The organism is Parasediminibacterium sp. HNIBRBA5674 (assembly GCF_056745525.1).
Genome location: NZ_JBQWIE010000020.1, coordinates 60,243 through 78,281 on the forward strand (window position 1 = coordinate 60,243; position 18,039 = coordinate 78,281).

Genomic DNA, 18,039 nt, shown 5'->3' on the forward strand with positions numbered 1-18,039 from the left:
GACGATATTGTCTAAAAACACTCGTGATCGCCTGATATCAGACGATCACGAGTGTTTCGTTTAATAAAATCAGCTATTTTTTAGAAAATATCAAAGAAGGCGTCTCTAACCTATCAATAAAATTATCATGCGTTTTAAATTACTTTTGTTGCTATTACAGCTTTTTTTAATCGTAAACATTACCTTCTCACAAAAAAAGAAAGATGATATAGATGATGCATTAACAAAATGTCTTGATAAAATAAAAAATCAAACAACTGCTGGTATGTGCAATTGCACTTATGCAGCACTTAACGATTGGGATAAACAATTGAATAGCACATACAAATCACTTTTACTGCGCTTAGATTCTTTGGCAAAACCTAAACTAATTGAAGCACAAAGACAATGGGTAAAATTTAAAGAAAAGGAAATAGAGTTGATTGATGCTACCTATGGCAAAGCACAAGGCACTATGTGGCTCGTAATTAGAGCAGATAAATTATTGCAAATAACAAAATCAAGAGCTGAAGAATTAGAGACTTTATTATGGGCTTTAGATGAAATTGAGAGTTAAAATGCTAATGAAAGAAAATTACAATTCTTAATTGTTAACTACTGAATCTAAAACCAATACGCTTCAATAAAAGCCCAAACAACATTCCTTAGCCGCAGTGTGCGACGCCTGTATCGATTGGCTTTGTACTATAGCTGACTCAACAAACAAAAATCACTTAAAACCCTAGCAAATTCAAATCTTTAGTCTCTACAATCTCTACTTTTTTACCCATCTTTTTTTGAATTACTGCAAAGTGATGTTGTTCTTCCTCGGTAATTAACGAAATGGCAGTACCAGCAGTACTTGCACGACCTGTGCGACCAATGCGGTGGATATAATCTTTGGGTGAACGTGGCAACTCGTAGTTTATGACAAACGGTAAAAACTGAATATCAATACCACGAGACGCTAAATCTGTAGCTACTAACACATTTATTTTGCCTGATTTAAAATTTGCCAATGCATCTGTTCTAGCCCCTTGGCTTTTTTTGCTGTGCATAGCGGCAGCTTGCAAGCCATGGGCTTTTAGCTTTTCTACAATAGCATCGGCACGATGGATAGACGAAGCAAACACCAATACTTGCTGCATTTGCTGTTGCTTAATTAAGTAACGCAACAATGGGCCTTTTCTATCTTCTGTTACTGCGTAGCATTGTTGCGTAATTAAGTCGAGGTTTTGTACGGCTGCTTCTACCTGAATTTTTATAGGGTTGTGCAGTAATATTTCGGTTATGGTATTTATGTCTTTGCCTAGCGTAGCTGAGAATAATAGGTTTTGTCGCTTTGTTGGTAGCAATTTAAAAATGTCTGCCATTTCTTTTTTAAAACCCATGTTCAGCATTTTATCTGCTTCATCGAGGGTTAAAATATCTATTTCAGAAATATTGAGTGCGTTTAGGTTGATTAAATCTAACAAGCGGCCAGGCGTTGCAACAAGAATTTCTACGTTTTGCAATGCCATCATTTGTACGTTGATAGACACACCACCATAAATAGCGAGTGATTTTATTTTGCGTGGCATTACTTCTGCAAATGTGCTTACCACCTCACCTACTTGTACCGCTAATTCTCTTGTAGGCACAAGAATTAATGCCTTGATGAAGCGATTTTTAGTAACTGTTTTATGTTGCAGCTTTTGCAAAATAGGCAACACAAAACTTGCCGTTTTACCCGAACCAGTTTGTGCTATACCCAATACATCTTTACCTTCTAGTATGGCTGGGATGGCTTGCTGCTGAATAGGATAAGGCTCGGTATAACCAATAGACGATAATTTTTTAACCAATGTAGCATACAAACCAAGTGAAGCAAAAGACATAAGAATTATTTGTGGCAAAGAACGCTAAGAATACAATGTGCCACACGAAAGAATTTAGCATACTTAGAATAACAAGCAATTACTTACTTTTAAACTACGATAAAACTTGCCCTTATGCGAACATTACAACAATGGTTCGATGCGTATGCTGTGAGCCATCAAAACCTTACTAACAAACAGATTCACTTAGTATGTGTGCCTACAATTTTCTTTTCTATTGTGGGTTTATTGCAAAGTATTAATGCCAGTTGGCTGCAACAATTAGTACCTTTTTCTGCACCGATACTTGTTAATTGGGCTGGTGCGGTTTTAGTGTTTGCGCTACTATTTTATTTCAGATTATCATTTGCAATGGCTGTAAAAATTGCACTGTTTGCTGCTTTCTGCCTTACGGCAAATTATTTTATTGGTTTGTATTTGCCCTTAGCCTTGGTGTCGCTTGGGTTATTTGTGGCCGCTTGGATTGGGCAGTTTTATGGTCATAAAATTGAGGGCAAAAAGCCATCGTTTTTAAATGACTTACAGTTTTTGCTGATAGGACTAGCTTGGATTATTCATGAGTTTTTTGAGAAAAAATAGTAATTACTACGCTACTATAAAAGCCCATCTATATTTTACAGCCGCAATGTGCGCATATGTAGATGGGCTTTGTACTAGCGATGACCAATGACCGCTTGCCAAACATTTTCCCTAACACTCAACCTGTGCTAGCTTTATTATTGTTCCTTTGCGGCACCAAATTGGTTTTTAGCAATAGACAAATAGACGTATGACCACCAAACAAAGCGGACAAAACAAGTTTCACCTGATATTAATTCTTGGCCTTTTAGCAGCTATTGGGCCTTTTTCTATAGATATGTACTTGCCTGCTTTTCCAGATATTGCTAAAACATTGCACACATCGGTATCGTCGGTAATGCTGTCGCTATCGTCGTTTTTTATAGGTATTTCGGTGGGGCAGTTAATTTATGGGCCATTGCTAGAGCGCTTTGGTAGAAAAAAGCCTTTGTACGTAGGCTTAACTATTTATGCCGTTGCCTCATTGGCTTGCGCCACTACCTCATCGGTAAATGGGCTAATAGTGTACAGATTGTTTCAGGCATTAGGCGGTTGTGTAGGTATGGTGGCTTCTCGTGCCATGGTAAGAGATTTATTTGACGTGAAAGACAATGCTAAAGTATTCTCGATGTTGATGTTGGTAATAGCTGTTTCGCCTATTATAGCGCCTACATTGGGTGGCTATTTAACGGCTTACTTAGGCTGGCGTTATATTTTTGGGGTGTTAATTACCATAATCAGTATCATATTGGCTGGTGTGTATTTTTTGCTGCCAGAAAGCAAGCAACCAGACAAAAGTTTTTCGCTAAAGCCTGCTGCTATATTTAACAGTTTTGCAAGCATTATTAAGCATCCGCAGTTTATTATTTACACACTTACAGGCTCGCTTACTGCGGCAGCTTTATATGCTTATATCAGTGGCTCGCCCTATGTATTTATGGTATTGTTTAAAGTAAGCGAAAAGCAGTACGGGTGGATATTTGCCATTATTGCTGCGGGGCTAATTGGAGCAAGTCAGTTTAATAGTTTGTTGCTTAAAAAATACAAATCAGAGCAGGTGATGCGAATAGGTATTTACATACAAAGTACCATTGGTATTACTTTGGTCGTTTTATCGGTATTGAATGTGCAAGAACTATACGTAATCATCGCATTGATATTTGCGTTTTTGTGTTGCCAAGGTTGCATTTTTCCTAATGCCTCTGCTTTGTCTATGGCGCCTTTTGGGCACAATGCAGGCAGTGCTTCGGCTTTAATGGGCTTTTTGCAAATGAGTATTGGTGCATTAATGTCTGCTTTAGTAAGTATATTTCAAAATGGTACATCACTACCTATGACAGGTATTATGGCATTCTGTTCTATATCGGCAGCATTGCTGTATACTTTTGGCAGTAAGCACATTACTAACAATGCCACTAAAGAAATGGTGGAGGAAGAAGAGCTAGATATGGTAAGTACGCTGTAATGCTATTTTATTCTTCATCCATTTTTAGTTCCATAAGCAATCTATCTGGCAAGGCCTTTTGTGCATTTGCACCCATTTTCTTTAGTTCTTCTACCTTGCCTACTAAGTTGCCACGACCAGTACTTAATTGTTTAAATGCATCATCATAGCTTTGTTGTGCAGCAGTAATTTTTTTGCCTACATCCTCTAAGTTTTCTACAAAACTTACAAACTTGTTGTATAGCAAGCCTGCTTTATCAGCAATTTCAATGGCGTTTCTGTTCTGCAATTCAACTTTCCATAAGTCAGCAATTATTTTAAGCACAGCTAATAAATTAGTAGGGCTTACTAGCATAATCTTCTTATCGTAAGCATATTTCCACAAGCCATTATCATGCTTTACCGCTTCTAGAAATGCAGGTTCTATGGGTATAAATAGCAGCACATAGTCGAGTGCTTTTGCATAGCGTGGATAGTCTTTTTTTGCAAGCCCATCTATATGCTGCCTTACAGATTTTATATGGTCTATTAAATGCTGCTGCTGGCTAGCCACATCACTTGCAGCTATATAAGCTTCCCAGGCTACTAGCGATACTTTACTATCTACAATTATCTTTCGTTGGTCAGGATAATAAATAGTTACATCTGGCTGTAAGCCTCGCCCTTGCTCGTCTTTGATAATATTACCTGAGTTGTCTTTAATAAAATCTTGTGTAAAATATTCTCTGTTTTTAGCCAGCCCACTATGTTCTAAAATGCTCTCTAAAATCATTTCGCCCCAGTTGCCTTGTTGCTTTACATTGCCCTTTAAAGCTGTGGTTAAATTATTCGCTTCTTGACTTACTTGACGGCTCATTTCCATTAAGCGTTCTATATGTTTACCAAGAGCAAAACGCTCTTTACTTTCTGCATCATACGTTTGTTCTACCTTTTGTTTAAAGTCAACCAATTGTGTTTTTAGCGGCTCTAAAATGTGTTTCATTTGCTCACCATTTTGGGTAGAAAATTGTTGTGTTTTCTTTTCCATAATAGCATTAGCCATGGTTTCAAATTGGGCAAGCTGTGTTGTTTTCATTACTTCATAATCTTGCCTAAGTACTTGTAGCTTCTCTTGTTCAGCATGTAATGTTGCTGCATCCTGCGCTTGTGCAGATCTTAAACGTAGCAAATCGTTATTCAGCTGGATCTTTTCGAGTTTTATTGCATTCAGTTCTTGCTTGCTGGTATCGTACAAGGTTTTATAGGTTGTAGCATCGCTTTGTAATGCTACAATTTGTGTAGCCTGTGTGGCAGTCAATTGTAGCTGCTCTTGTAGCCTTGCTTGTAGTTGTTCATTGGCATTAGCCTGTATAGCAATTTTAGAACCGATTGTTACTGTTTTTATCAGCCAACCAATTACAATGCCTACAACTAAAGCTGCTAGTATAAAAAGATATTGCTCCATATAAAATGATAAGCAATAAAAGTACTACTTGCGCATTTAAAGTAAACGGATAAATGATGATAGTATTAATGCTTGCAGAAAAAGGTTGGTAATTGATAGCATACAAAAGCCCAACCAATGGCTGGGCTTTTGTAATAGAATTAAAGTGGCATGGCTACAGCATGTCTATTTCGTAAGTGCCATTACCTGTATTGCTTGTATTGTACACCAGTAGTAAGCTATTAGCGGTATCGCCTAATGCACTTGCAGTAATAGTTTGCGATGCACCTGCTGCAAGTGTAATGCCTTGTGTAGTGGGTACTATATTTTTTGCCTGTGCCAAATAGAAGTTAAGCGGCACGTTGCCTGTATTAAATAGTTCTACTTCATCGGTAGGGGTAAATGTATGTTTTACTATAAAGTGTGCTTCAGCAGCTTTTACAGTACCTGTATATACCAGTTGCCTACCTGTGCGTATGTGTTGTAGGTCAAAATAGGTTTCTATGCTTGCAGGTGTAGTAGCAAAATGCTGCATTAAGGCACCTAAGTTGGCATATTGTGCGGTACACATAGCCAGTCTTGCGGTTTCTACGGCATTGCTATTGTTACCAGTTTGGCTTATAGCGCCTTTTTGCAAGCTTAATGCTGTATTTAGCATGGTGTAAAACGCATCTACCGAAGTTTTTACAGTAGCCAAGCTAGCATCGCTACCAATGGCATCGCTTAATGTTTTTACCGCAGCTACTTTAGTGGTTTGCTGCCCTGCTTGAAACGGTTTTCTAAAGTTGGGTAATAATTTTACATAACCAGGTGTACCTTTTGGGTAAATGGTTTGAATGGCAACATCCCACTGCTGAATTTTTTGGCTAGATAGTAATACCAATAACTGATTTACATTTAATGTTTCTGAGGCTTGCCCACCCGATTGTTGCTGCCATAAATTGTAGGCACTTATATAGGCTTCGTGTACTGGGTGGTAGGTAGTGTATAGGCCTAAAAAAAATGGATTGGCTTGTGCCGCAGCTAATGCAGCATTGTGATATGTAGAAATTTGCAATGCTTTTACATAACTGCCATCGGTAGCGTTTTCAAAAGGGTTTCTAATAAATAACCAAGGTTCTTTCATGACGTAAATTTTTTAAATTAATAGATAGTCTAAAATTATTACATCTTATCTTTTAAAACAAATATTTACATATAAAACATACATTAAAATTTCATTAAATTATCCTGTTCATCCACCATTAAATGTTGTTCACCCACTTATTACTGTGCCAGATGCAATACTACCTAAAGCAATAGGCATGGCACGCTACCAGATGCAATACTACCTAAAGCAATAGGTATGATACGCTGCCAGATGCATTACTGCTTAAAGCAATAGGCATGGTACGCTGCCAGATGCATTACTGCTTAAAGCAATAGGCATGGTACGCTACCAGATGTAATACTACCTAAAGCAATAGATATGGCACGCTACCAGATGTAATACTGCCTAAAGCAATAGGTATGGCACGCTGCCAGACCTAATGCCGCGTAAAGAAATGACTACATATAAAGGTGGCTATACACTGTTACATGCAATATTTGTTTTAATAATTAGCAGGCAAATATTTCTTTATTTTTGATGGTAATATAAACGGTAGTTATGGGCTTATTTCAGCAATCGGTGTTAAAAAAATACATTGGCGATATTGATAATGCCGCTCTATTGGCAGCTTGGCTACGCTTTCAATTGCATTTTAAAAATATTGATAAGCAACATAACATACGTAATGCTAAAGAAGAGCAATACCAAGAAGGCTTTTTGCGAGAATTGTTTGTAGATGTGCTAGGTTACACATTAAACCCACAGCCCAACTTTAACCTTACCACAGAATACAAAAACGAAAAAGATAGTAAAAAGGCTGATGGGGCAATTATTAATGGCGAGCAAGTAATAGCAGTAATAGAACTAAAAGGCGCAGATACAACAGACCTTAAAAAGGTAGAGGTGCAAGCATTTGGCTATAAAAACAATCAAAAAGGATGTACGTATATTATCACATCTAATTTTGAAAAGCTACGCTTTTATATAAACGATGCTACCGATTTTGAAGCGTTTAACTTGTTTACAATTACGCAATCAGAATTTGCGTTGTTGTACTTATGCTTGCAAAAAGATAATCTATTAGCGCATTTGCCGTTGCACATGAAAGAGGCTTCAGTGGCAGCCGAAGAGAATGTAACCAAAGCTTTGTATGCAGATTACTCTAAGTTTAAAAAGCAGTTATACCACAATATTGTAGCACTAAACCCACAGCACAATAAACTATTGTTGTTTAAGAAAACACAAAAGCTACTCGACCGTTTTTTGTTTATCTTTTTTGCCGAGGATAGATTATTGCTACCGCCTAATAGTGTACGCAACATACTAAGCCAATGGCAGCAACTGCAAGAGCTAGATAGTTATGTACCACTGTACGATAGGTTTAAAAAATATTTTGGCTATTTAAACACAGGGCATAAAGGTAAAGTGCACGAAATATTTGCCTACAACGGAGGCTTATTTGCTACAGACGATGTACTAAATGCCATAGCTATAGATGATGATACCTTGTACCAAAGCTGTATTACGCTTAGCAATTACGACTTTGATACAGAAGTAGATGTAAATATACTTGGGCATATTTTTGAGCATAGCCTTAACGAAATAGAAGAATTACAAGCAGAGCTTGATGGTGTAGTAATAGATAAAACTAAAACCAAGCGCAAGAAAGATGGCGTGTTTTATACGCCACGCTACATAACCAAATACATAGTAGATAGTACGGTAGGTGCATTGTGTGAACAACAAAAAACTGTATTAAAAATTGTAGAAGATGAGTTTACTACCGAAAAGCGTAAAGCCAATAAGAAAAAACTTTTATTACAGTTAGAGGCTTACAGGCAATGGTTATTGCAGCTTACCATTTGCGACCCAGCCTGTGGTAGTGGTGCATTTTTAAACCAAGCATTAGATTTTTTACTGGCCGAACATAGATATGTAGATGAACTACAAGCCAAGCTATTTGGCGATAGTATTGTGTATAGCGATGTAGAAAAACAGATACTAGAAAATAATTTGTTTGGTGTAGATATAAATGAAGAAGCGGTAGAAATTGCAAGGCTAAGCTTGTGGCTACGCACAGCACACAAAGGCCGAAAGCTTAACAACCTTAGTAACAATATTAAATGTGGTAATAGCTTAATAGACGATGTAACTGTGGCTGGCGATAAGGCATTTAACTGGCACAAAGAGTTTCAACAAGTGTTTGGGCCTTATACAGAGCCGCCACAAGTAGAGGATGAGGTAATTACCCAAAAACCAACAGCCGTAAATGTTGAAGTAGGTAATGCTGCTGATGAATATAAAATGGTACCACCAATTGAGCGTATTACCAACAGAGACGATGCTATAGTAAATACAGATTTTAATATTGTAAACGAGCCATCAGAAGCATATGGTGGTACTCAAAAAGAGAAGCGAGGTTTTGACGTGATTATTGGTAATCCGCCGTATGTAAGACCTAGAACAATGACTGACAAACAACTTTATTTTTTGATAACTAATTACGTGTCATCAGAAAATCAAATAGACCTCTATCAGCTGTTTATTGAGAAAGGGAATAGCATTATGAAAAACAATGGAATGCTTGCCTTTATAGTCCCTAACGCATTTCTTGCAAATGAAAATTCGCGTAAGCTTAGAAAGTATATCCTAGATAATTATGCTATTGAGCAAGTAGTTGAATGTAAAAAGAATGTTTTTGCTGATGCTGATGTAGAGTCGCTAATGTTTGTGTTCTCGAAAAATAATAATCTTCAAGTAGGGAAATATTTTGAATTGATGAATGAAGAAGTAGTTTATAAACATGATTTTTTAAGTAGAAATTTTAGTCTCAACAAGAACCAAAATTTTACAGTTACACTTTCTGAGACAGGATTTAAATTGTTTAATAAAATCAAGCATAAGTCATTGCCTTTTTCTGATTATTTTGATGTGGTCACAGGTATTAAAGAATATCAAGTAGGTAAAGGCAATCCATCGCAAATACAGGCTGATAAGGATAACTTGGTATTCAATTCGAACAAAAAAGATAATGATACATTTCAGCCAGAATTGCGAGGTAAAAATATTCAACGTTATGGTATTGATTGGCAAAACGAATTCGTTAGTTATGGTGAATGGATTGCAGAACCAAGAAACCCAATTTTCTTTGAAGGCGAAAAGATATTAGTTCGTCAAATACCAAGTAAGCAGTCTTTAATAGTTAGCTATACATCTGACTTTTATATAGTAGAGCAGTCTGTTTTTATTGCAAAACCTAAAGCTGATTCAGAACTTGATGTCAAATTCATTTTAGCATCTTTAAATAGTAGATTATTGTTTTGGTTTTTTAGAAATGAAAACAACGAGTTTGATGAACTTTTTCCCAAGATCAAAGCAAAAGAACTAAAAGCACTCCCAATTATATCGATTGAGAAAAGTGCCCAATTGCCTTTTATAGAAAAAGCAAACACCATGCTTGCTAAAACAAAAGCATTACAGGTATTGCAAAATAGTTTCTTGAAATTACTTGTAAGCAGATACCCACAATTAAAGCCAAATAATAAATTGAATACTTGGTATTTACTGTCGTTTGGTGCTTTTGTAAAAGGACTAGAAAAACAAAAAGTACAATTATCGCTAAAAGAGCAAGCAGCTTGGATGGATTATTTTGCAGAAGAACAATCAAAAGCACTAGCTATAAAAGAGGCTATTGCTAGTACCGATAAAGCTATTGATACAATGGTGTATGCGTTATATGGCTTAACAGACGAAGAGATTAAAATAGTAGAAGCTAATTAAAAAGCCTCCCAAAACTTGGAAGGCTTTCATGTAAGTATATTCTTAGTGCTTAGCTATTCATCACTCCAATTTTTTTGCCATCCCATTCAGGAAATAATAGCTTGTCGTTATTGAGTTTTAAGTGCTTGTCGGCTACTTCACTAAACACACTTCTAAAGTCTGTAGTTACAGGTACGTCTCTACCATCTTCTAGGTTTTCTTGGCTAAGTATTGGTAAGTTGCCATGCACTTTACCACCGCTTACATCGTTGCCTAAAATAAACATACAGCTACCTCTACCATGGTCTGTACCGCCTGTGCCATTTTGTTTTACAGTGCGGCCAAACTCAGTCATAGTCATTACATCTACATCATCTTGATACGCTTCAATGTCTTTCCAAAAAGCCGTAATACAGTCACTTAAATCATTTACATTTTTTGCAAAAACACCAGTATCTACACCTTGGTTATAATGGGTGTCCCAGCCACCACATTCTGTAAAAGCTACTTCAAGACCCACATCCATTTTTATCAGTTGCGCCATTTGTTTTAGCGAGTTACCTAAGCTAGATAAAGGATACACAACACCATTTGCGGGCTTATAATTTTTAGTATCTGCTTTTTGTAACATTTTTACTGCATCAAAACTTTCTTTACCTGTTTTATTCAGTAAGCTAGATGATGTTTGATCGTACAAGTCTTCAAAGCTTTTGGCAGCCATATTTGTTGCCATTTGGTTACCACGCATTTGTATCGCAAAGTCTTGTAAGTTGCTAATGGCTACCGCAGCATTATCACCATAAAAAGATCTTGGTAAAGATGAGGTAATACTGACTGCTTGAAATGGTGTAGCTGCTTCGTGACCTAGTAAACCCACAGCTCTATTTAGCCAACCGCTTGCCGTGCCTTTGTTAAAAGGGGTTCCTGCTTCCATATAATCTTGCGCATCAAAGTGTGAGCGAGTATTATTGGGCGAACCAACTGCATGAACTATTGCCAAACGCTTTTCTCTAAACAACGGTTCAAAGGTTTTCATGGCTGGATGCAAACCAAAGCGGCCGTCTAAATCTATCAGTGGATTGTTAGACGATTCTTTAGCTGCTGACATAAATAGGGTAGGCCTTGCCGCTTTTAAATAGGTGTCGGTAAATGGTGTTACAGCCATTAAACCATCCATCGCACCACGCTGAAAGATGCACACCAATATCTTTTTCTTTTTGTAGGGCGATAGTATTTTATGATTATTGGCTGCACGAGCAATAAAAGTTGGTACACCACCAATACCTGTAGCAAATAATGCTAAAGCGCCCGATTTTAAAAAGCCTCTTCTTGATGACATAATTTATAATTTTAGATTAGAAATTGAATTACTTTCTTTGAAATTCTGGTGAACCAATAATAATACCTGTAACCTGCGATAACATTGAGTTGTTACCAGCGCTTGCCATTAATCTTTGCAAGGGTATTTCTGGTGCTGTTTTTTTACCAGGATTATCTTTTAATGGCTTCTGTTTTACTTTGGCTACATCGTTCATCATCATATTGTCGCCCATCATACTGTTGTCAGTATTAGCTGTTTGTGGTACAGGTGTTTTACTAGCTGCACTAGCTATTTTATTGTGTAATTCAGGGTCGTTAATCAAAGGTGTTAAACGCTTAATGGTTTGTGTAACATCTCTTTCTGGCATTAATAATTTACTGTAAATGCTTAAAGCTGCTTCGGCACTTTCTGGCTCGTGATTATTATTTAGCGAAGCTAAATTAAAGGTAACACCAGGTATGCGCTGGCTTGCCAATGCTAAGCCAAAGTTCATACGGTTTAAAAGTGAGCCTGTGTTTATCCAGTATTGACCTCTATCAGGAAAGCCGGTAGGTGCTTGGTAGTAATACATACGCTCACCCATTTTACTTACCCAATTGTAAATTTGGTATGGTTGCGATACGGTTGCATTTAAACCTCTTACAGCACTTATGGCAAGTTCAAATGGTGATTTTGTTTTTTCTCTCAAGGCTTCTTTGCTCCAAAATTCTGGTGCAGTTGCCATTGTGATTAATACTTGTTTTATATCACCATCTGAGTCTAAAAATGTTTTAGCCATCTTATCTATTAAGCTGGTTGGTGGGTTATCGTTTACAAAACGAACCGCTAGTTTTTTGCTTATAAAACGTGCCGTAGAAGTATGATGAGCCAACATGTTAATGAGTTTTACACCTTCATCGTAGCCACCATTTGCCGCAAACGTTTGGCCTAAAACTACTTTCTCTGTTTTATCGTGTCTGCTAGGTGCAAATGCAAAATCACCATCGTGTACATAGCCTTGTTTTATTAATTTTTCTTCGCCAATTTTATCTAATACTTTTTTTGCAACATCACCACCGTAAGGGTTAAGGCTTGGGTAAATGCTCCAACCTGTTAATACTTTGGCCGCATTGGTTACATCTTTTTGCGTATAGCCACCATCTACACCAAGAGTATGTAGCTCCATTATTTCACGGGCATAATTTTCGTTTAAGCCCTGTGTTTTTTTAGATTTTTGAAATTTATCAATGGCTGCCATTTGCTGCACCGTCATAGAATCGGTACCCATTTGTTCGCCTTTTTCCATTTTCGCAAAAAAGGCAGCTAAGCGTGTTGGCATTGGTGTATTATCGTTTGCTATACTTTTTGCATTATCTAAGTACTGCAACATGGCAGGAGATTTTGCTGTAGCTAATAGTAAATTTTCAAATTTGCCTAACACATTTGGACGAATCACATCTCTTTCATAAGGTAATATAAAATCAGCACATTCGTTTTTAGTAAGCGATACATTAAAGTGATTAAACCAAAAGCTTGTAAGCACTTCTTGCAATTGATTGTTGGTATAAGTAGCACGTAATATTTTTTGGTTAATGAGTTGTTTATATAAGTCTTGCTGTGGCTTGAAACCCTTTAATTGCATAAATTCTGCAATTTTATCACGGTATTCTTTTTTGTCAGATTTATTTACAGAATCTTTATCTATAAAACCTTCTTTTACAGCTAATCTTAATGCAACACCACCTTGTGGATAGATACCCAAAATGGTGCTATTATCCATTTTTAAGGCATCGTAACTAGCTAGTTTTTGCTGTAGCGAATCGTCAGATACATTCGCATCTAATTGTTCGGCAAACCATTTTTCTAAGCCTTCATCTACCACTGCATCTATTTGGCCAGGTGTTGCACCAAATGTAAATCTGCTAAGTAAGTGTGCCGCAGCTTCACGTTGTGTAAAGCCTGCTTTTTTATATGGAAATTTGATGGCGTAATAACCTGTGTTTTCTGTGGTGTAAGAAGATAGCGACACCATTGCTGTGAGAAACAATAGGCTGCAAGCGACTTTGATTAGTTTCTTCATGACGTATTTTTTTGTAGTGTAGTAAAATATGGCTGTGTAAAGACGAAGTAAGGTACGAAAAGTTTAAAAAGCTAAGTGAAGAATAAGAAAAGAGTCAATAAATACATTAGCAAAGTGGCGCAAATGTCAATCTCATTCTTTAAGCCGACTATATTTTGACTGTAACGCCTTAAACAATTTGCGCTATTTTTAAAAAGCGCAATGCGCCTATTAGTTTATTTATACTGTTTTATACAACAGCAACAAAGCGTTCTTAAAACTTTACACTCTAATTTGCCCACATTACATTTGCAGTAATGAACAAGTTTTTAATTATTGGTTTAGGCAATGTAGGTGCTGAATACAATCACACACGTCATAATATTGGGTTTGATGTAGTAGATGCTTTTGTACTTAAAAACAATGGTATGTATAAGCTAGATAGGCTTGCTTATGTGGCAGAAGTAAAGTGGAAGGGCAAAGTTTTCATTTGTATAAAGCCTACAACCTACATGAACTTGAGTGGCAAAGCCTTTAAGTATTGGATGGACAAAGAAAAAATTTCGGTAGAAAATACGCTGACTATTGTAGATGACTTAGCCTTGCCAATAGATAAAATTCGTGTACGCTCATCTGGTAGCGATGCTGGCCACAATGGCTTGCGAGATATTCAATTAACACTTGGTACTGATAAATATCCCAAACTACGTTTTGGTATTGGTAATAATTTTCCCAAAGGCATGCAAGTAGAATTTGTATTGGGTAAATGGTTGAAAGAAGAGCAGCCCATTATCAATAAAAAAATAGAAAAGTGTACCGACATTATTGAAAGTTTTGCTGCTATTGGTATTGAAAAAACCATGAACATGGCAAATACTTTAACCTTTACACAATAAAACCAACTCTTATACAGTTATAACATTTGGAATATAATTTATGTAGCGGCAAAAAGCTAATATGAATTGCGCATGCAATAGTATAGTTTGCTATATAGTTACTATTTTAAAAGATTATAACCATGAAAATCTTCTGTGTAGGTAGAAATTATAGTGAACATGCAAAGGAGCTGGGAAATGCTGTGCCTGAAGAACCAGTAATTTTCATGAAGCCCAAAAGCGCATTATTACAAGCAAATACTCCTTTTTATTATCCTGAATTTTCTAATGAACTTCATTACGAAGTAGAAATAGTATTACGCATTTGCAAAAATGGTAAATACATACACGATAAGCAAGCACCCAAATATTTTAACGCTATTTCGGTAGGTATCGATTTTACTGCGAGAGATATTCAAGCAGATTTAAAGAAGAAAGGCTTGCCTTGGGAAAAAGCAAAAGCATGGGATAACTCTGCGGTTATTGCACCTTGGATAGAGGTTACACCAGATATGATGCGCAAGTCAATTCGCTTCTCTTTGAAAAAAAATGGTGTAGTTGTACAGCAAGGAGATACTAAAGACATGATTTTCTCGTTTAATGACATAATCAGTCATATTTCTAACTATTTCTCGTTAAATATTGGCGACGCAATTTTTACAGGAACACCAGCAGGTGTGGGTGAATGTGTGGTTGGTGATATTTTGGAAGGCTTTATAGAAGACAAGAGAATGTTTGAATTGACGATAAAATAACCCGTATTACCCCCTATCAGAAAGCAAAACGTATTACACATGTTAAACCGAGACACACTTCTGGAGGCGTACAAGCTAATGGTCACGGCGAAAGCTATGAGTGACACGTTCGAAGCAAACCAACAGGTTTGCAAATACGAGCATAGTACATCTCGTGGTCACGAAGCCATTCAAATAGCAACAGGTATGCAATTACTTAGTTGCGATTGGGTAAGCCCTTATTATCGCGATGATAGTATGTTGCTATCACTTGGCTTTACCGCTGAAGAATTAATGCTACAGCTATTGGCCAAAAAAGATGATATCTTCTCTGCTGGTCGCTCATATTATTGCCACCCAAGTAATAAAGATGGTGTAAGACCTTCTATTATACATCAAAGTACTGCTGCTGGTATTCAAGCAATACCTACTACAGGTTTGGCACAAGGCATACAATTTTTAGAAAATAGTCATTCTGCATTATTACAAAAAGGTATCGATGGCGAAAGCCCTGTGGTAGTATGTTCTTTAGGTGATGGTAGCGTAACAGAAGGTGAGGTAAGTGAAGCAATTTCGTATGCGGTGTTGAAAAAATTGCCAATTGTTTATTTAGTGCAAGATAACCAATGGGCTATTAGTGGTAGTGCAGAAGAAACAAGAGCAGGCGATGCTTACGAATATACAGCTGGCTTTAAAGGACTGAAAAGATTACAGTGTGATGGTAGCGATTTTATGCGTAGTTACGAAACCATACAGCAAGCCATAGCACATGCAAGAATAGAACGTAAACCAGTTTTGGTACATGCAAAAGTGCCTTTACTTGGTCATCATACAAATGGTGTAAGAAAGGAATTTTATAGAGACAGAGAAGATTTATTGAAACATGGTTTGTACGATCCAATACCAAAAATGCGTTTATTGCTAAATGGTTCTGGCTACGATGAACATGAAATTAATAATGCAGAAGCCGATGCACAACGCATTGTGGCAGAAAGCTTTGAAAAAGCAGTAGCTGCGGCTGAGCCTGATATAAAAACGGTAGAAGATCACGTATTTGCACCAACTACTATTACCGATGAAAAAGGCGATAGAAGCCCTAAAACTGGTGAAAAAGTAATGATGGTAGAAGCTGCACTTCATGCCATTGAAGAAATAATGGAAGACCACGAAGAAGCTATTTTGTATGGTCAAGATGTGGGCAGAAGATTAGGTGGTGTATATAGAGAAACGGCTAACCTAGCAGAACGCTTTGGCGATAGCAGAGTATTTAACATGCCTGTACAAGAAGCGTATATTGTAGGTTCAACGGTTGGTTTATCTGCTATGGGTGTTAAACCAATTGTGCAAGTACAGTATGGTGATTATATCTATCCAGCATTTAACCAGTTGGTAAGCGAAATATCAAAATCTAGTTACCTAACCAATGGTAAGTTTCCTGTAGGTATGGTATTACGTGTGCCAGTAGGTGCTTACAATGGTGGCGGTCCTTATCATAGTGGTAGTATAGAAAGTACATTGCTTACTGTAAAAGGTATTAAAGTAGCGTATCCATCTAATGCCGCTGATATGAAAGGTATAATGAAAGCTGCTTATTACGATCCAAACCCTGTAGTGGTATTAGAGCACAAAGGCTTGTATTGGAGTAAAGTAGCTGGTACTGATGATGCTAAAAGCATTGAGCCATCAAGAGACTATATTTTGGCTTTGGGTAAAGGTAATGTAGTACTTGCAGCAGATGTGGATAGAATAAAACATGGTGAAAGTATTTGTATTATTACTTATGGCATGGGTGTGTATTGGGCAAAAGCTGCCGCAAAAAAATTCCCAGGTCAAATAGAAATTATAGATTTACGTTCATTGTACCCTTTAGATGAAGAATTAATATACGAAGCATCGAGCAAGCATGGTAAAGTAATAGTGCTTAGTGAAGAACAGCAGAATAATTCATTTGCAGAAGCCCTGTCGTTGAGAATTTCAAACAATTGCTATTATTTCTTAGATGCAAAAGTTGAGGTTGTAGGAGCGTTAAACTTACCTGCTGTACCAATGAACATGCATTTAGAAGCAGCTATGTTGCCTACAGTTGATAAAGTCATTCAGCGAATAGACAAATTACTAAAATACTAATATCGCATTGTAAAAACTAGAAAGTAGTAGTTGATAGTATCGGCTACTACTTTTTTATTTTCGTAAATAAAGATGATTGCAAAATTTAGAAATTACTTGCTTTTATTTTGGCTAATACACCTATATTTGCAGCCCAAAATGGCGAGATAGCTCAGTTGGTTAGAGCACAGGATTCATAACCCTGAGGTCTCGGGTTCAAATCCCGATTTCGCTACATAAAGGGAATTTTCAATTAAATCTTGAAAGTTCCCTTTTTTATTTAGTTTGTATTCCTATGATAATGAATTAATTAGGCTGAAAAATTGATCTATTCCCTTAGTTAGATATTGGTGTTTTTCGGGGCCATAAAATAAATCGTTAGGAAACAGTATTTTACAGAGAATTCTTTTTTTTCTCTAAATTGCTAGAATCCCATATTCTATTGATGCTTGAGGCTTTTTCTATGTAATTTCTATCATTTCTTCTTGGTTAGATGTTATTGGTTGCACTACTTGAAGCTCGGCTTCAATTTTATTGATTTCTGTGTTTAAATACTCAGCAGTAAGTTCATAAGATTCTTTATCTATTTCGCCCAAGTAATGACGAATTTTGAGTAGGTTTATCCTAATCTATTTGCGTTGTTTATAAAGTTGCGTGAAATTCACTTTTTAGTCACTTCGGTAGTGATTAGATAGTTTTCAATATATAGCCCTAGCTGCAGTATTGCATTTTACATAAGGTTTTAAAAGATGATTTTCCAAATTTTTAGTTAAATAAAAAATGGCGATTACTTAATTAAAAGTAATCGCCATAAATTAATAGTATTAAAAAGTGT

The 18,039-nt window shown here is 36.7% G+C and carries 13 protein-coding genes and 1 tRNA gene; 8 read left to right on the plus strand and 6 right to left on the minus strand.

What is annotated here, in order from left to right:
* Nucleotides 1–127 precede the first annotated feature (127 nt).
* Complete coding sequence (locus ACT9TX_RS11185) at nucleotides 128–556, plus strand: lysozyme inhibitor LprI family protein (protein ID WP_481338377.1); 429 nt, start codon at nucleotides 128–130, stop codon at nucleotides 554–556.
* Between the two features lie 157 nt (nucleotides 557–713).
* Here the strand turns inward: ACT9TX_RS11185 and ACT9TX_RS11190 are convergent, their stop codons facing one another.
* Nucleotides 714–1,856, minus strand: coding sequence for a DEAD/DEAH box helicase (locus tag ACT9TX_RS11190; RefSeq protein WP_481338378.1), 1,143 nt, complete (start codon nucleotides 1,854–1,856; stop codon nucleotides 714–716).
* A 114-nt stretch (nucleotides 1,857–1,970) separates the two neighbouring features.
* Here ACT9TX_RS11190 and ACT9TX_RS11195 point away from each other — a divergent pair, with 114 nt between their 5' ends.
* Both ACT9TX_RS11195 and ACT9TX_RS11200 read left to right on the plus strand, forming a co-directional pair.
* Complete coding sequence (locus tag ACT9TX_RS11195) at nucleotides 1,971–2,435, plus strand: Mpo1 family 2-hydroxy fatty acid dioxygenase (protein ID WP_481338379.1); 465 nt, start codon at nucleotides 1,971–1,973, stop codon at nucleotides 2,433–2,435.
* A gap of 190 nt (nucleotides 2,436–2,625) precedes the next feature.
* Nucleotides 2,626–3,879 carry a multidrug effflux MFS transporter gene (locus ACT9TX_RS11200; protein WP_481338380.1) on the plus strand — a complete coding sequence of 418 codons (1,254 nt, stop codon included), beginning with the start codon at nucleotides 2,626–2,628 and terminating at the stop codon, nucleotides 3,877–3,879.
* 7 nt (nucleotides 3,880–3,886) lie between these two features.
* Here the strand turns inward: ACT9TX_RS11200 and ACT9TX_RS11205 are convergent, their stop codons facing one another.
* Both ACT9TX_RS11205 and ACT9TX_RS11210 read right to left on the minus strand, forming a co-directional pair.
* A complete protein-coding gene (locus ACT9TX_RS11205) occupies nucleotides 3,887–5,302 on the minus strand; it encodes a DNA recombination protein RmuC (protein ID WP_481338381.1) in 1,416 nt (471 codons plus the stop codon).
* 154 nt (nucleotides 5,303–5,456) lie between these two features.
* On the minus strand, nucleotides 5,457–6,407 hold the full coding sequence (locus ACT9TX_RS11210; RefSeq protein ID WP_481338382.1) for a hypothetical protein: 951 nt from the start codon (nucleotides 6,405–6,407) through the stop codon (nucleotides 5,457–5,459).
* A gap of 522 nt (nucleotides 6,408–6,929) precedes the next feature.
* Here ACT9TX_RS11210 and ACT9TX_RS11215 point away from each other — a divergent pair.
* Nucleotides 6,930–10,151: an Eco57I restriction-modification methylase domain-containing protein gene (locus ACT9TX_RS11215; protein WP_481338383.1), complete on the plus strand. Its 3,222-nt coding sequence runs from the start codon at nucleotides 6,930–6,932 to the stop codon at nucleotides 10,149–10,151.
* A gap of 49 nt (nucleotides 10,152–10,200) precedes the next feature.
* Here ACT9TX_RS11215 and ACT9TX_RS11220 read toward each other — a convergent pair whose 3' ends face one another.
* Nucleotides 10,201–11,469, minus strand: a complete 1,269-nt coding sequence (locus ACT9TX_RS11220; RefSeq protein WP_481338384.1) for a DUF1501 domain-containing protein — start codon at nucleotides 11,467–11,469, stop codon at nucleotides 10,201–10,203.
* Nucleotides 11,470–11,497: 28 nt separating this feature from the next.
* On the minus strand, nucleotides 11,498–13,510 hold the full coding sequence (locus tag ACT9TX_RS11225; RefSeq protein WP_481338385.1) for a DUF1800 domain-containing protein: 2,013 nt from the start codon (nucleotides 13,508–13,510) through the stop codon (nucleotides 11,498–11,500).
* A gap of 296 nt (nucleotides 13,511–13,806) precedes the next feature.
* On the opposite strand from ACT9TX_RS11225, the gene pth reads away from it, so the two are divergent.
* From pth to ACT9TX_RS11245, 4 genes are all read left to right on the plus strand, one after another.
* On the plus strand, nucleotides 13,807–14,385 hold the full coding sequence (gene pth / locus ACT9TX_RS11230; RefSeq protein ID WP_481338386.1) for an aminoacyl-tRNA hydrolase: 579 nt from the start codon (nucleotides 13,807–13,809) through the stop codon (nucleotides 14,383–14,385).
* A gap of 122 nt (nucleotides 14,386–14,507) precedes the next feature.
* Nucleotides 14,508–15,119: a fumarylacetoacetate hydrolase family protein gene (locus ACT9TX_RS11235; protein WP_481338387.1), complete on the plus strand. Its 612-nt coding sequence runs from the start codon at nucleotides 14,508–14,510 to the stop codon at nucleotides 15,117–15,119.
* Between the two features lie 96 nt (nucleotides 15,120–15,215).
* The gene (locus ACT9TX_RS11240; RefSeq protein ID WP_481338388.1) at nucleotides 15,216–17,225 is read left to right on the plus strand and encodes an alpha-ketoacid dehydrogenase subunit alpha/beta; all 2,010 of its coding nucleotides are present in this window, start codon (nucleotides 15,216–15,218) and stop codon (nucleotides 17,223–17,225) included.
* 140 nt (nucleotides 17,226–17,365) lie between these two features.
* Nucleotides 17,366–17,439: transfer RNA gene (locus ACT9TX_RS11245), tRNA-Met, on the plus strand.
* A 226-nt stretch (nucleotides 17,440–17,665) separates the two neighbouring features.
* Here ACT9TX_RS11245 and ACT9TX_RS11250 read toward each other — a convergent pair.
* On the minus strand, nucleotides 17,666–17,800 hold the full coding sequence (locus ACT9TX_RS11250; protein ID WP_481338389.1) for a hypothetical protein: 135 nt from the start codon (nucleotides 17,798–17,800) through the stop codon (nucleotides 17,666–17,668).
* Between the last annotated feature and the right edge of the window lie 239 nt (nucleotides 17,801–18,039).